This is a genomic window from Citreicella sp. C3M06 (genome assembly GCF_018860705.1).
Lineage (GTDB): Bacteria > Pseudomonadota > Alphaproteobacteria > Rhodobacterales > Rhodobacteraceae > Salipiger.
Genome location: NZ_JAHKQA010000016.1, coordinates 1 through 14,889 on the forward strand (window position 1 = coordinate 1; position 14,889 = coordinate 14,889).

Here is a 14,889-nt window from a genome sequence, read left to right on the forward strand (position 1 = left end):
CGGATCATCGTGGGCGAGCGGTCCGAACGGGCCGAAACCTTCGCGCGGCTGCTGCTGCAGGGCTCCGAGGAAACCGAGGTGCCCACGCTGTTCACCGACCCCGACGAGGCCGAGGCGATCAAGCTGTTTGCCAACACCTATCTTGCGATGCGCGTCGCCTTCTTCAACGAGCTCGACAGCTATTCGCTGGCCGGTGGCATGGACAGCCGCCAGATCATCGAAGGCGTCAGCCTCGATCCGCGCATCGGGGCGCATTACAACAACCCGTCCTTCGGCTATGGCGGCTACTGCCTGCCCAAGGACACCAAGCAGCTGCTGGCCAACTATTCCCACGTGCCGCAGAACCTGATCCGCGCCATCGTCGATGCCAACCGCACCCGCAAGGATTTCCTGTCCGATCAGATCCTGATGCGCGGGCCCAAGGTGGTGGGCATCTACCGCCTTGTGATGAAGGCGGGCTCGGACAATTTCCGCCAGAGCTCGATCCAGGGCATCATGAAGCGGCTCAAGGCCAAGGGCGTCGAGGTCATCGTGCATGAGCCGGTGCTGGAAGAAGCCGACTTCTTCCGCAGCCGCGTGGTCAACGATCTGGAGGCCTTCAAGGCGCAGAGCGACCTGATCGTCGCCAACCGCATCACCGACGATCTGCGCGACGTGACCGACAAGGTCTTCACCCGCGATCTGTTCGGCGCAGACTGAGCCGCGCGATGCAAACCGTTCTCGTCACCGGCTCGGCAGGGTTCATCGGCTTTCACCTCTGCCAGCGTTTGCTGGCAGAGGGCTTCCGGGTGATCGGGCTGGATGCCATGACCGATTACTACGACGTGGCGCTGAAACAGGCGCGGCTCGACCAGCTGCCGCAATCCAACGCCTTCGTGCAGATCACCGGCCGGGTCGAAACGCCGGGTCTGGTGATGGGGCTGTTCGAAGAGCACCGGCCCGATTACGTCATCCATCTCGCGGCGCAGGCGGGGGTGCGCTATTCCATCGAAAACCCGCGCAGCTATCTGGAAAGCAATATCGCCGGCAGCTTCGAGATCCTCGAAGCCGCGCGGGCCTATCCGCCGCGCCACATGCTGCTGGCCTCGACCTCGTCGGCCTATGGCGCCAACACCGAGATGCCCTACCGCGAGACCGACAAGGCCGATCACCAGATGTCGTTCTATGCCGCCACCAAGAAGGCGGGCGAAAACATGGCGCATTCCTATGCCCACCTGTTCGGCCTGCCGGTGACGATGTTCCGCTTCTTCACCGTCTACGGGCCATGGGGGCGGCCCGACATGGCGCTGTTCAAATTCACCAAGGCGATCCTGAACGGCGAGCCCATCGACGTGTACAACCACGGCGACATGAAGCGCGACTTCACCTATATCGACGATCTGGTGACCGGCATCCGCCGCCTGATGGATGCGGTCCCGCTGCGCCCCGAAGACGGCATCGTGCCCGAGGGCGACAGCCTGTCGCCGGTGGCGCCGTTCCGGGTGGTGAACATCGGCAATTCCGATGCGGTGCAGCTGACCGATTTCATCGCCGCCATCGAAACCGCCCTGAACCGGACGGCGATCCGCAACATGATGCCGATGCAGCCCGGCGATGTGCCGGCCACCTGGGCGGATGCCTCGTTGCTGCACCGGCTGACGGGCTATGTGCCTAGCACCGACGTTGCCACCGGCGTGGCGCAGTTCGTGCGCTGGTATCAGGATCATTACGACACCGGGAAACCGGCCTCGGACGCTTGAGGATAAGGCAGCCGGGGCAGATCGCTCCGGTGGGTGGCGCGCATTGCTGGATATGATGCGCGTGAGTGGGTAAGAGCGCGGTAAGATGCTCGACGGAAAACTGGCCACGAAATCCGGATCCGCGGGATGGCCCAGGCATGACGGGATACCATGAACACTTCTTCTTTTTCGAGTCGGCCCGGAACGGGGATACGTGACAGGCTGCAGGCAAGCCCGGTATCGGGGGATGCCGGCGTGATCGACCTGCGGGCCATGTTGCAAACGCTTTGGCGTGGCCGGCTCATCATCTTTGCGATCACCACCGTAGCGGTGCTGCTGGGGGGCTATTACGCCTATGCGGTGGCTACGCCGCTGTACCGCTCCGAAGTGGTCGTGATGCTGAACAACCGCGATCAGCAGGTGGTCAACCTTGACAGCGTGGTGGGCGGGCTTGGCCGCGACAGCTCGGTCGTCAACACCGAGGTCGAGGTGCTGCGCAGCCGCGATCTTCTGGGCAAGCTCGTCGACAGCCAGGATCTGATTTCGGACCCGGAATTCAACGGCTCGCTCAATCCGCCCTCGGCGATAGCGCAGGCCAAGGCGAAGGTGAAATCCCTGCTGGGGATGGCCCCGCCCGCCTCGGATGTTGTCTCGGATGACGCGGCCCGGCTTACGCGCCAGTCGGTGATCGACGCGCTGCGCAGGGCGGTCTCGGTGCGCAACGTGCCCGACAGCCTGGTGTTTCAGGTCACGGTCGAATCCGAAGACTCCCGCAAGGCCACCCGTCTCGCCGATGCGCTGGTTGCGATGTATATCGAAAACCAGCTCGAGGTGAAATTCGAGGCCACGGAACAGGCCGCAAGCTGGCTGTCCGAACGGGTCTCCGAGTTGCAGATCGAGCTTGAGGCCGCCGAAACCCGCGCTCAGGAATTCAGCACCAGCATCGATCTTGTCAGCCCCGAAGGGCTTGAGGCCGCCGAACGCCAGCTCAAGGATCTGCGCGACCGCACCGCCGATACGGAAATCCGCCTGCAGGCCGCGCAGGAGCGTGTGGCCGCGCTTGCGGGCGCGCAGACGCCGCAGGCACAGGTCGAGGCAAGCAACGACGCGCGGCTCCGGACGATGCTGCCCGATATCGGGCAGGCCGAAGTCGCCACCCGTTTCGGACTGCGCTTCGACGGGCTGGTGCAACAGGCTGAGCAGGAGGTTGCGCGGCTTGAAAATCAGGTACGGGTGCTGTCGACCTCGCTGGGCGAGTTCGAAGCCCGCGTGCAAAAGCAGAACAGCGACCTGATCACCCTGCAGCAATTCACCCGGGAGGCCGAGGCCAGCCGTCTGCTCTATGAGCATTTTCTGGCGCGACTCAAGGAAACCTCGGCGCAGCAGGGGGTCCAGCAAGCCGACAGCCGGGTGCTGTCGCATGCGGTCATTCCGGTCGTTCCGTCCGAGCCGCGCAAGTCGCGGATCCTGATGATGTACGGCGTTCTGGGCCTGATGGCCGGGGCGGCGCTGGTGCTGCTGCGCGAGGGGATGAGCGACAGTTTCCGCGATGCACAATCGCTGGAGGCCGCCACAGGATACGCCGTCATCGGCGAAATTCCCCGGCTTCCACCCCGCAAGCGCAAGGGCGTGCTGACCTATTTCTCCGAAAATCCGACCTCGGCCGGGGCCGAGGCGGTGCGCAACCTGCGCACCTCGGTGCTGTTGTCCAACATCGACAACCCGCCGCAGGTGATCATGGTGTCGTCGTCGATCCCGGGCGAGGGCAAGACCACCGTGTCGCTGAGTCTGGCGCAAAACCTGGCCGGCATGGGCCGCCGGGTGCTGCTGATCGAAGGCGACCTGCGCCGCCGCGTCATGTCGACCTATTTCGACACCAAGGCGCAGGGGGGGATGATTTCGGTGCTGACCGGCAAGCAGGCCTTTTCCGAGATCGTCGTGCATGATCCGACGGTCGGAATCGACGTGCTGTTCGGCGAAGCGACCAAGGCCAATGCCGCCGATATCTTTGCCTCGGAACGCTTTGCCGAGCTGCTCGCCGAGGTGCGCCAGAAGTATGACCATATCATCATCGACACGCCGCCGGTGATGGTGGTGCCCGATGCGCGCATCATCGCGCAGCATGTGGACGCGGGCATCTTCGTGGTGCGCTGGGACAGCACCCCGCGCAAGATGGTTTCCGAAGCGCTGGCAATGTTCGAAAGCGTCAATGTGCAGCTCAACGGCGTGCTGCTGAACAACATCGATCAGCGCGGCATGAAACGCTACGGCAACGGCTATGGCTACGGGGCCTACGGGCGCGGCTATTACACCAGCTAGGGGGTGCGGTCCGGCGCTTGGATCTGCGACAGAACGTCGGCCAGCGCCGCCCCTGCTCCTGCGACCGAGAACCGCGTCTCGTAGCAGCGCCGTGCGGCGATCCGCATTGCGCCTTGTTCCGCGGCGGGCAGCGCAAGGAAGCGTTCGAGCATGGCAGTGCTGTCCTCGACAGTGTCGTTACAGGCAATGCCGGCCCCGTCGCGATCGATCTCGCGCCAGATATTGACCTGTTTCGAGATCAGCACCGGCACATCCACCGACAGGGCCTCGGCCACCACGATGCCGAAATTTTCCTGATGCGAGGGCAGGGTAAAGGCCAGCGCCCCGGCAAAGGCGGCGGATTTCTCGGCCCCCTCGATCATGCCGGGCCAATGCACCCGCGCTGCGATGCCCAGATCTTGCGCCAGCGCCTGCAGCTCGGCCTGCCAGCCGACCTGATCGGGACCGGCGATCACCAGATCCAGCGCCGGCTGCGCCGGGGCGACCTTGGCAAAGGCGCGGATCAGATCGTCGCATGCCTTTTTGGGGTGAATGCGGCTGAGAAACAGGAAATAGTCGCGCGCCTCCAGCTCTGGCAGACGTGCTTGCCATGCGGCGCGGCCCTGCGCCATCTCGGCCTCGGGCAGGCGCAGATCGCCCGCGCAAAAGGCCACCGGCTGGCCGTGATAGCCCTGATGCCCAACAAAAGCACCCTTTGCGAGGTTCATCTCTTCTTCGCAGGTGAACAGCACGCGCGCGGCGCCGGTCAGCATCCGCCCCTGCCATAGCCACCAGTAGCCCTGCTTGATCACGTGTTTCACCGGCTTGATGCGCCGGAAATAGGGGTCGAGCATGCCATGCGGGAACAGCACCCAAGGCAGGCCCGCTGCCTGCAATGCCCCATAGCCCCCGATCGCGGCGGGGTTCCACAAGCCATGCACCACCGCCGCATCGCAGCCCGGCGCAAGCTGCGCCACCGCCGCGCCGATGGCTGGGGCAAGGGGGGCGCGGCCCGCAGGCCCGCAGGCGTAGGTTTCAAAGGGAAACTCGGCCAGATGGGCGGCGCCGGGCGTATCGAGCGTGACAAAGACGCTGTCGATCCCCTGCTGGCGCAGTTCATGCGCGATGGTCTGGGCGTAGTTGGCAACCCCGCCCTCGCGACTGTCGATGGACTGGAGAAGGTGCAGAACTTTCAAAGTCGTACCTCTGGGTTTGGGGGCTTAGTCGGGGCAGGCCAGCGTGGCCACGGCTTCGGCAAAGGCGGCGACATCGCCGCGCGGGGCACTGGCGCGCGCGCCCGTGGCAAGCCGCGCGCAGAGCGCTTCGTCGGCGTCCAGCAGCGTCATGTATCCTGCAAGGCTTTCGGCGCTGTCATGGGGAAAGCTGAAGCCGGTCACCCAATCCTGCACCAGCATCTCGCGCGCGCCGCAGCGATCCGACAGCAGCACCGGCAGATCCAGCGCCTGCGCCTCGATCACCACATTGCCGAACTGTTCTTCGAGGCTGGGCAGGATCAGCGCGAGGCTGCTTGCGAGAATCCGGGAAATCTCGGCGGTCTGCACGAAGCCGTGAAAGATCACCGCATCGACGATGCCCAGATCATCGGCCTGTTTTTTCAATGCCTGCTCAAGCGGGCCATTGCCGCACAGGTTCAGCAGGCGCTGCCCACCGGCTGCGCGATAGAGCGCGAAGGCCTCAAGCGCCATGGCGAGGTTCTTCTTGTCGACCAGCCGGGCGACGATGGTCCACGGCCTGTCGGCAAAGGTAGGGCGGGGCACATCCGCCGCCTGCGCGCGCATCCGGTCGATGGACAGGGTGTTGTAGGGGCTGGCAACGCGGCGCAGGCCGAGAAAGCGGAAATAATCGGTCGATCTCTCCTGCGTGCCGATGGCCCCGTAATAGGGGCGCAGAGCCAGACTTTTGAGCCATTCGCCGCGCGCGCGGCGCGGCTTGTCGTCAAATTTCGAACAGCCCATGGTAAACACCCGCGCCCCGCACAGCCGCAGAACCACCGCCGTGGCCAGAACCTCGGGGCGTTCGTAATGGCACAGGAACCACTGTGCCCGGCGCAACCCCCAGGCCGCGCGCAGCAAACGCAGGGTGCGGCGCGCAAGGCCGGGGGCCTCGTCCATCGCGAACAGGGTGATCTTGTCAAAGCCCGGCCTGTCATCCCCGACCCAGTCATAGGTGACGTCACGGTCGAACAACTCGATCCCGTGTACCTGCGCTGCGGGAAACCGCTGGGCCACGGCTTCCAGCCGGTCGGCGTGCATCGGGCCGAAATTGTTCCACACAAAGACCAGCCGCGTCGGGTCTGCCTGTGTGCCGGGGGCAAGAAAAGACCTGCTATCTGTCACGGGCGGTTCTCCTGCCGGGGGCGCATTGCGGCCTGTCTGTGGGTGCCGGTCATGCGCTCCGTTTACGCACAGTTTGCGCACCGGGGGCCAACGCGGCGGATCTTGGGCTATCGTTACGCTGATCGCGAGACCGGGTGCAACACGGGGTGCGGCTTGAGACGGCTGCAAAGCGGCGCAAATGTCGGGTCTGCCCGCAGGTGTTGCAGCAAGGCCGGAACCGCGCGCGGTGCCGAGCCGGTTTTTTAACGAAACAGAAGGATTCTTCAGCAACCGAACCGGGATGGCAGATGCGCCCGCCCGTGCCGGAGCAAAGTTGTTCACTGCCGGAGAAACAAGAGATGTCAGACAAGTACAGCCAGTTCACGCATGGCCTCAACTCGCCGCCCTATGGTGGGTTCGATATCACGCCCAGCGACGCAACCGATCTGTCGACGGTCACCCGTGCCCTGAACGTCGGGGTATCCGGCGACGTTCACGTGACGCTGCTCGACGATAGCGAAGCGACGCTGTTCCTTCAGGCCGGGGGGATCTTTCCGCTGCGCGTCAAGCGGGTGTGGGCGACGGGCACCAGTGCTGGCGCCCTTGTCGGGCTTTATTGATGCTCGGCCTCGGGCTTTTGTTCTCGGGGTCGCAGCCGATCGTCGTCTCTGCATCGGGGGGGACGACGATCTCGCTGCTGCATGCCGACGACCTCATCACGGCAGATACCATCTTTGTATAGGTCGAGCGGCCCCGCGTTGGGCCTCCCCCCGGAACCGGGTGACGAGCACGACCTGAGTCCATTCTACCGGAGACATGCTACATGGCACTCGTAATCCCTTCGCTTCCGATGACCGGAAGCCGGTTGAAAACCACCCTTGAGGAGATCCGGCAACGTATGCCGGTCAAGCTGGCCTCGACCAGCGAGATGAGCGCATTGTCCGGCTTCGTCGATGGCGACCGATGCCTGACGCCCCAAGGCGTTTACGAGATCTTCTCGGGGGTGTCCGCTGCCCCCAGCGCGACGGTCGTGAGCATGACGCAAGACGGGATGCTGGCGATGCTCGCGGCGGACAGCCCGGTTCCGGATGTCGACACGCTGATAAGCGACACCCGCCCGCCAGAGTTTTTCACGGCGGGGATGCGCCTGATGACCCAGGCCGAAACCTATGTCTATCGCGTTGCCGCCAGCGATGCGAGCGATCACCACGTGACCACCGCCGGGGGGGCGAAACTGTACGTCGAACCGGGCCCGCGCGGCTTCGACGTTCGCGCCTTTGGCGCGCAGGGCGACAGCGTGACCGATGACAGCGCCGCGATCAGAACCGCCTTTCGCGCGGCCGTGTCCAGCAAACAGGCACCGACCATCGGCAGCAACGAGATCGTCCAGCACGCGGTGTTCTTGCCCGGCGGGCAATATCTGGTGAACAGTCCGCGCAGCCTGATGGACACGCTGGGCGTGGGCCGCGCGATGGGGCTGACCTATGAAGGCGACGCCACCGGCACCACCATTCATTTCGGCCACGATGGCGAAGACTATCTTTGCTACAATCCCAATGAGTTCCTCTTTGTGCGGTTCCGAAACCTGCGGTTCACCGCCAGCAGCGACACTGCGCGGTTCATGTTCGTAAACGCCAGCGGCGGCGCTCAGGATGTCCTGTTCGAGAACTGTAACTGGAACGGCACCTGGCAGAAGTTGTACCGTCTGGAAGGTGGCAACAACAATTCCGAATGGCGCTGGTCGAATTGCGCGATCACCGCGACCATTCGCGACACCGTTCTGGACATTCCCAGCGAAGGGTCGGACCAGTTTCTCAACTACTGGGCCACCAACTGCAAATTCTGGCTGTACGACGGCCAGTTCCTGCGGGCCCGCAAGGGCGGACATTTCCATTTCGTCAATTGCGACTGGTCCGGGCTGGCCCCCGGCATGACGCAGAACCAGTCGAGCAGAGGCGCGCCGCTGTTCGAGCTGCTGGGCGATGATCATGCGCGCGGCGTGTGTAGCTTTACCGTCACCGGCGGACGGGTGGAGCACAAGAATGTCGCCTCCAAGCTCATCTACTGCGAATGGAATTACGGCACCGTCGCGTTCCGTGATCTGGATTGCGGCGCGGTCACACCCAGCGGGTACGACACCGTCATCAATACCCATTTCAGTTGCGGCAATACCCAGGGGCCGACCGTTCTGTTCGAAGGGTGCGATCTGATCGGCACTCATGTCTATTCGAACGGCACCGGGGCGTATGTCTATGAACACAATGCCGCCTATCGGATGTGTACGATCCGGCAAAACAGCCCGGATGATTTCCTGACCTTCAACCGCACGACGAACGTTGGTGGCAGCTGGCTGGTCGAACTTGATCGCTGTCGGTCGGCCACCCCCAGCAGCTCCACCTCGTTGGTGGTCTGGGATGTGGTGCTTGGCTCACGCCTTGCCAAGAACGGCCATTTCGGCAAACGGTCTTTCGTGTTCCGCGATGTGACCGGGCGCGGCACCCCGCTGACCACCGGAACCTTTACCGCGCAGCTTCCGGCGCGGGCGGTGATCACCCGTGTGGCCTTTCGCAACTCGGGCCTGCTGAGCAGCATCAATACCGTAAACTTCCGGCTCGAGGACGGCGCTGGTACGCTGATTGCGCAAAGTGGCGATCATCCACTGAACTCTGTGCTGAACATCGATCTGCCGGTCAGCTTTCTCGTGCCCTTGGGAAATGAAACGCTGGTGCTGCGTGACGCCAACGGCGTTGCCAACCAACAGGGCACCTCGATCTTCGTAGAGGTGGAATTCATCGTCTGAGCCCGCTCCCGCTGGTGCGCGGGGGGGGATCTGTTAAGCTGGGTGTCGCGACGAATACGGGGAGCAAAATGGCGACATATCAGGATCTTGGGCTGTTCCGGGTGCCGGCGGGATTCCGCGGGCGCTCGGGCCTTTACGTCCAACTGTGGTGGATTGTCCAAGCGGTGCTGATCGGGCTGTCGCCGCAGCCGCTGCATGGCTGGCGCGCCATGGTGCTGCGGGCGTTTGGCGCGCGCGTGGGGCGGGGGGTCAAGATCCGCCCGTCGGCGCGCATCACCTATCCCTGGCGGGTGACCATCGGAGACAATGTCTGGATTGGCGATCGGGCCGAGCTGTATTCTCTGGCCGAGATCGACATCGGTGACAACGCCTGCGTGTCGCAGGATTGCTATGTCTGCACCGGCTCGCACGATCACCGGCAGATCGATTTTCGCTATGATTGCCGCCCTGTCCGCATCGGGGCCGAAAGCTGGCTGGCCGCGGGCTGTTTCGTCGGGCCGGGGGTCAGCATCGGGGAGGGCGCGGTGATCGGTGCGCGCTCGTTGATCCTGCGCGACGTGCCGCCGGCACGGATCTGCGCCGGTAACCCGCTGCGGGATCTCGGGCCGCGCGCCGCCGCTGTCAGCGACTGAGCAGCGCCCCAAGCCCATCCAGCATGGTGTTTTCGGAAAAATGCGCCCGGGCATGGGCGGTGGCCGCCGCGCCCATCTCTGCCCAGCGGGGCTGGTCGGCCAGCGCGCGTGCGATCCCCTCGGCATAGGCGGCGGCGGTCGGGGCGGACATCAGCCAGCCGGTTTCCCCGTCGATCACCGTTTCTGACGGCCCGCCCGCTCCGTGGGCCAGCACCGGCTTGCCCATGGCCATCGCCTCGATCACCGACAAGCCAAAGGGTTCGGGATCGGTGCGGGTGTTCAGCACCACGTCGCACAGGGCGTACCACAGGATCACATCCGCCTGCGGCCCGGCGAAATGCACCCGGTCTTGCAGCCCGGCCTGCGCCACCTGCTCGCGCAGCGCGCCGGCAAAGCGGCTTTCCAGCGGCCCGCCGCACAGCAGCAGATGGGCGTCTGCGCCAGCAAGGCTCATGGCTTCGATCAGCTCGGCCTGCCCCTTTTCGGGGGTGATGCGTGCCATCAGCCCCAGCAGAGGCGCCTCTTCGGGAATGCCAAGCGCGGCCCTTGATTGCAGGCCCGCCCCGGCGCCCGGGCAGAAGGTGTCGGTATCGATGCCCAGATGCAGCACGTGGCGGCGATAGTGCCCCGGCCCCAAAGTGCCATCGGTATGGTGCGAATTGGCCACCGGGATCAGCGGTCCGGCGCGGAACAGCGCCCGGTAAACCCGCCGGTTCAGATCCAGCGGATAGCCCGAGCTGACCGAATTGGGCATCATCCAAAAGGCGCGGGTGCCCGACCAGCGCGCGCTCAGCGCCGCCAGCATCGTGGCCAGCGGGCTTTGCAGCAGGATGGTATCGATGCCGCGGGCGCGGATTTCCCGCGCAAGGCGGCGGGCAAGACCCAGCTGCGCGACCCCCCGACGCCCCAATGCCCAAACCTTTTGCGCCCTCCCGCTGCCGCGCGGCGAGGGCGATGCGACCGGCAGGTGCAGCACGTCGATGCCCTGCGTTTCCAGCCGCGCGCGCAGCGTGGCATTGTCGCGCAGCAGCAGCACCGACACCCGGTGCCCCCGCGCCGGCAACCCGCGCAGCAGCGTGTCCCAGACCCGCATCACGCCGTAGCCCTCGCCGCCTTCCAGAATGAACAGCAGATGCGAAGCGGCTGTTGTCATGGGGTTTTCTTTCGGCGCAGGATGCCCAGCATGGCCACCATCAGTTCACGGTTGAAGGCCAGATTATAGGCCAGAAATACCGCCAGCGCCGCCGCGGTTTCCAGCATCGGGCGCAGGATCAGCGTGCTGTCATGGACGCTGACTCCGCGCCATGGGTCGGCAAGCAACATCGCCACCACCACGGCCCCGTAGACGGTAAAGCAGCGCGCGAAAAAGCCGACGGTGCGGCGCGGCGCGATGCCGATCATGTTTGCGGCCAGCGGAAAGGTCAGCAAGCCGCTGACCAGCCGTTGCAGCGCCACCGCGATGGTTGCACCGTTGAACCCGTCCAGCGTTGCGCCGACAAAGGCACAGATCAGGATGAACCCGGCATCCCAGATCAGCGTCATCAGCCGCCAACCCCACGCGCCCTGGCTTTCGAACACCACCCCGGCAAGGTTCGCCGTCAGCCGCACCGGCAGGACCGCGGCGATGCTGACCACCACGACGATCGCCGGGTCCCATTTGCCGCCCCACACCAGATGCACCAGCATCGGGCCGATCCCGACCAGCCCGATGCACAGGATGCTGATCATCAGGGTGACCGCGCCGCTGATGCGCAGATATTGCCGCCGCAGCTGCGCCAGATCGTGCTTGAGCTTGGAAAACAGCGGCAGCAGCGCCTGATTGATCCCCATCGAGATCATCACCGTCAGGTTGGCCACCAGCGTGAAGCCGAAGAAATAATAGCCCAGCTCCTCGGCGCTGAGCATTTCGCCCAGCAGCAGGTAATCGCCGTTCATCCCAAGCGCGAACAGAAAGGACGACAGCAGCACCCAGCGCATTTCCACCGTCATCTGCCAGAACCGGCGCGGCGTCAGCTTCCACGACAGCCGCAGCCCCGGCGTCGCCCGTTTCAGCAAGGCCACATGAAACAGCGTCGCCGCCGCCAGCGCCAGCGCCATGGTATAGCCCGCCGCCCCCAGCGCCGCCGCCCCGACAAGCACCACGTAATAGAACAGCGAGCGTTTCATCTCGGCCATGCTGATGGCGCGGAAATCATAATTGACGCTCATCACCGCCATGTAGACCGTCGTCGCCGCCTTGAGCGGGATGCTCAGCCCGGCCAGCGCGATCACCCAGAACAGCGGGCGCACGTCATAGGTCATCTCGAACCCGATGCCGACCACGAGAAACAGCACCAGCCCGATCGAGCCCAGCCATAGCGCAAAGGCGGAATAATCGGGCAGGATCTCGTCCAGCCGGTCATGCTGCTGGATCAGCATCTTCGACACGCCCGGATTCTGGAAGCCGTTGACAAAGATCATCGCCGTGGTGAGCAGTGCGAAGATGGCATAGGTGTCCACCGCCAGCAGGTAGCCAAGCGCCACCTGACTGCCAAAGGACAGCAGCTTGGACACCACCAGCGACAGCGCCGTCCAGGCCATGCCGCGCGCGGCGGTGCGCCCCGACGATTGTACGCCCGCGGATGAGGCGCCGGTGGTTTTACCTGCGACCGGGTCGGAAACGCCGGGTGTGTCGGTCATGATGTGGCTCAGGCCTTGTTCAGATCGGGCATCTTCTGCCACAGCGGCAGCCCGTCCAGCCAGCCGCGGGTATCGACTGTGACCGGGGTGTCACCGGCGGCGGCCCAGGCATCGTGATCGGCGATCAGCGCCTCGATATCGCTCAGCTCGACCTTGTCGCCATCCTTGACGCAAAAGCTTTGCGCCATGTCGGCAAAGGGCGAGGCGGATTTGAGCCAATCCACCATGGTCTTGGCCTTGCGGCTGTAGCCCACGAAGAACACCGGCTTGCCCAGCGTCAGCGAGCTGAGGCAGCCATGCATCCGCGCGCCCACGAACATGTCCAGCTCGGACAGCATCTGCGAGATCGAGGCAAAGGACATCTCGCCGCGCCACACCTGCACCTTGGCGGCGATGTCGGGGGCCAGCGCCGCATGCAGCTGGTCCAGCGTGCGCGGATCATGCTGGGTTCCGCGCCCGTCGGGCGAGGAAACATGCGGCACGAGGCTGACCTCGTAGCCCTGCCGCACCAGCCCTTCGGTGATGCGGGCGTAGCGCTCGACGATGCCATCGCCGAATTTCTCCAGCAGGAAGGGGGTGAAGTTGATGCCGATCCGATGCACCTTGCGGCGCTCGAACACGGTTTTCGGGCGCAGCGAAAAGATCGGGTCGGGGAAAATGGCGACATTGTCGGCGATGCCATGGCCGGCGAGGTAATCGGCGGTGCCCTTGTCGCGGGCCACCAGCAGGCGGAACCGCTTCAGGTGATCCAGCAGCTGGGCGCGGTGCGCCTCTGACAGCACCTCGAAGCGTTCCATGTTGGCGCCGAACATGATGGCGGGAATGCCGTGGCGGGTGGCATAGGATTCATAGCCCAGCCAATCCTCGGGCAGGGCATCGCCGAACATGGTGTAGATGTCGCCGCCCACCGAACAGAACAGGTCTGCCGACTTGAATTCGCTGCTGGCAAAGCGCGGGGTCCAGTGCGAGATGAACAGCCCGGTCTTGCGCAGCACGCCGCGCACATAGCGCTTGCGTTCCAGCATCGGCACCACGCGCACGCCGGACACATCGGCCAGCAACGCCCGGTCGCGCTCCGGGTGGTAGCTTGACACCACGAAGGTCAGGTCGTGATCGGGATAGGCCCGTTTCAAAAAGGCGATGGACCCGCGGATGATGATCTCGCAGCCGATATTGGTCAGCAGTTGAAAGGAAAAAACGATCCGTTTGGACGGCCCTGCCGGGGCGGTTGCTACGGGATCTGGCGCGGTCATCTGGTCAGTGCTGGACATGGGCTCGTCTGTTTTCGGGGCCGGTACGCGACGCAATGCGCAGACCGGCCGGGGTCAGAAATGAAAGGTCTGCGCCTGAAGCCGGGCCGAAATCGGCACCGTGCAATCTTCGGCGGCGGGTCCGCAGGAAATCATCATGACAGGGTAAAAGCGCGGGTCTATTCCCAGCGCCCCGATCACCTTGCGCGCCATCTTGTGCGATACGCACAGGTTCAGGCAGCACGAGCCGATGTTGCGCGCGTTGAGCGCATTCACCAGCGCGCCGGAAAAGATGCCCGCATCCACGAAGGGTTCGAACAACTCGTATTCCTCGACAAAGGCGGTTGTGTCGGCCAGCACCACCAAAAGATTGTGGATGGTGTGATCGAACCCCTTGTTGCCCGCCTGCAGCGACAGCATCCGGCGCAGCATGTCCGGGTCCTGTACCACCGCCACCGCCCAGGGCTGCCGGTTGCAGACCGAGGGGCTGAGATTGGCAAGGTCGATCGCCTCTTGCAAAAGCGCCGGGTCGACGGGGCCGGGGGCGTAGTTGCGCACCGACCGGCGGGTGCTGACCAGCCGGTCATACAGCGCGCGTTCGTCATCGCTTACATCGGGGCGGTTGGGGATGGTGCCGCCCAGATCCGGGCGGCTCGCCTCATAGCCCGCAACCTCGGCAGCGATATTGTCGACCACCGGGTCGGTGGCCCCCTGATCGCGGTGCCAGTCCACGTAGCTGGCCAGAACGCTTTGCCCGACGGCGATCGCCGGAGCGTTGCCGGGAACGGCCAAGCTGGCGGTCATTTCGCGGCGCAGGTGGTCGGTCTTGGCCTTGCCAAAGAACCGGCGGACCTGCGGCAGCGACAGGCCCTTTTCGACGGTATGGGCTTCGCGCATGATCCAGGCGCGGGACGCGGTGGCGTTATAGCTGCGCGGGAAAGCCCCGGAATGCTGCACATAATAGCGGCACCAGCGGATCGCCTTGACCCAGCACAGCGCGATGCGGACGGGTCGTGTTCGCCGCAAACGGTTCAGCGTGGATTTCAGGCTCATGCCCAGACCCTTCTGGATTGGTTGCGGTAACGGCGGGCGTGCGGGGAAGACGTATCGATAGGCAGTAAGGTCATGGCATCCGTGACTGGAAATCCTGATCAGGCGGGCGCCCTGCGGTTGCCC

The 14,889-nt window shown here is 64.6% G+C and carries 12 protein-coding genes; 6 read left to right on the forward strand and 6 right to left on the reverse strand.

The window, feature by feature from the left end; translation table 11 throughout:
- The 3 genes from KO516_RS04095 to KO516_RS04105 form a co-directional block, all read left to right on the forward strand.
- A partial coding sequence (locus KO516_RS04095; RefSeq protein ID WP_305833011.1) for a UDP binding domain-containing protein occupies window positions 1-699 on the forward strand: 699 nt, incomplete at its 5' end.
- Between the two features lie 8 nt (window positions 700-707).
- Window positions 708-1,739, forward strand: a complete 1,032-nt coding sequence (locus tag KO516_RS04100) for an NAD-dependent epimerase/dehydratase family protein (RefSeq protein ID WP_216002542.1) — start codon at window positions 708-710, stop codon at window positions 1,737-1,739.
- Between the two features lie 234 nt (window positions 1,740-1,973).
- A complete protein-coding gene (locus KO516_RS04105) occupies window positions 1,974-4,037 on the forward strand; it encodes a GumC family protein (RefSeq protein ID WP_371742027.1) in 2,064 nt (687 codons plus the stop codon).
- Here KO516_RS04105 and KO516_RS24030 read toward each other — a convergent pair.
- Both KO516_RS24030 and KO516_RS24685 read right to left on the reverse strand, forming a co-directional pair.
- Window positions 4,034-5,212 carry a glycosyltransferase gene (locus tag KO516_RS24030; protein WP_252737387.1) on the reverse strand — a complete coding sequence of 393 codons (1,179 nt, stop codon included), beginning with the start codon at window positions 5,210-5,212 and terminating at the stop codon, window positions 4,034-4,036. The two genes, KO516_RS04105 and KO516_RS24030, sit on opposite strands and share 4 nt — an antisense overlap.
- Window positions 5,213-5,236: 24 nt before the next feature.
- Entirely contained in the window at window positions 5,237-6,373 is a 1,137-nt protein-coding gene (locus KO516_RS24685) for a glycosyltransferase (protein ID WP_216002543.1), read from the reverse strand.
- Window positions 6,374-6,711: 338 nt separating this feature from the next.
- On the opposite strand from KO516_RS24685, the gene KO516_RS04120 reads away from it, so the two are divergent.
- From KO516_RS04120 to KO516_RS04130, 3 genes are all read left to right on the forward strand, one after another.
- Window positions 6,712-6,972, forward strand: a complete 261-nt coding sequence (locus KO516_RS04120) for a hypothetical protein (RefSeq protein WP_216002544.1) — start codon at window positions 6,712-6,714, stop codon at window positions 6,970-6,972.
- A 203-nt stretch (window positions 6,973-7,175) separates the two neighbouring features.
- Entirely contained in the window at window positions 7,176-9,152 is a 1,977-nt protein-coding gene (locus tag KO516_RS04125; protein ID WP_216002545.1) for a glycoside hydrolase family 55 protein, read from the forward strand.
- A 68-nt stretch (window positions 9,153-9,220) separates the two neighbouring features.
- On the forward strand, window positions 9,221-9,784 hold the full coding sequence (locus KO516_RS04130; RefSeq protein ID WP_216002546.1) for a WcaF family extracellular polysaccharide biosynthesis acetyltransferase: 564 nt from the start codon (window positions 9,221-9,223) through the stop codon (window positions 9,782-9,784).
- Here KO516_RS04130 and KO516_RS04135 read toward each other — a convergent pair.
- From KO516_RS04135 to KO516_RS04150, 4 genes are read right to left on the reverse strand one after another with little or no spacing between them, the layout of a single operon-like run.
- Window positions 9,774-10,937: a glycosyltransferase family 4 protein gene (locus KO516_RS04135; protein WP_216002547.1), complete on the reverse strand. Its 1,164-nt coding sequence runs from the start codon at window positions 10,935-10,937 to the stop codon at window positions 9,774-9,776. The genes KO516_RS04130 and KO516_RS04135 overlap by 11 nt on opposite strands.
- Window positions 10,934-12,463, reverse strand: coding sequence for an oligosaccharide flippase family protein (locus KO516_RS04140; RefSeq protein WP_216002548.1), 1,530 nt, complete (start codon window positions 12,461-12,463; stop codon window positions 10,934-10,936). Before KO516_RS04140 ends, KO516_RS04135 begins: the two co-directional genes overlap by 4 nt.
- A gap of 8 nt (window positions 12,464-12,471) precedes the next feature.
- A complete protein-coding gene (locus tag KO516_RS04145) occupies window positions 12,472-13,734 on the reverse strand; it encodes a polysaccharide pyruvyl transferase family protein (RefSeq protein WP_216002549.1) in 1,263 nt (420 codons plus the stop codon).
- 54 nt (window positions 13,735-13,788) lie between these two features.
- Window positions 13,789-14,766 (reverse strand): nitroreductase family protein, encoded by a 978-nt coding sequence (locus tag KO516_RS04150; protein ID WP_216002550.1) that lies wholly within the window; start codon window positions 14,764-14,766, stop codon window positions 13,789-13,791.
- Window positions 14,767-14,889: the final 123 nt, after the last annotated feature.

What these genes read in the sequence shown, in the direction of transcription:
- KO516_RS04100 (WP_216002542.1), top strand. Translation starts at nt 708, where the DNA reads ATGCAAACCGTTCTCGTCACCGGCTCGGCAGGGTTCATCGGCTTTCAC.
- KO516_RS04120 (WP_216002544.1), top strand. Translation starts at nt 6,712, where the DNA reads ATGTCAGACAAGTACAGCCAGTTCACGCATGGCCTCAACTCGCCGCCC.
- KO516_RS04125 (WP_216002545.1), top strand. Translation starts at nt 7,176, where the DNA reads ATGGCACTCGTAATCCCTTCGCTTCCGATGACCGGAAGCCGGTTGAAA.
- KO516_RS04130 (WP_216002546.1), top strand. Translation starts at nt 9,221, where the DNA reads ATGGCGACATATCAGGATCTTGGGCTGTTCCGGGTGCCGGCGGGATTC.
- KO516_RS04135 (WP_216002547.1), bottom strand. Translation starts at nt 10,937, where the DNA reads ATGACAACAGCCGCTTCGCATCTGCTGTTCATTCTGGAAGGCGGCGAG.
- KO516_RS04140 (WP_216002548.1), bottom strand. Translation starts at nt 12,463, where the DNA reads ATGACCGACACACCCGGCGTTTCCGACCCGGTCGCAGGTAAAACCACC.
- KO516_RS04145 (WP_216002549.1), bottom strand. Translation starts at nt 13,734, where the DNA reads ATGTCCAGCACTGACCAGATGACCGCGCCAGATCCCGTAGCAACCGCC.
- KO516_RS04150 (WP_216002550.1), bottom strand. Translation starts at nt 14,766, where the DNA reads ATGAGCCTGAAATCCACGCTGAACCGTTTGCGGCGAACACGACCCGTC.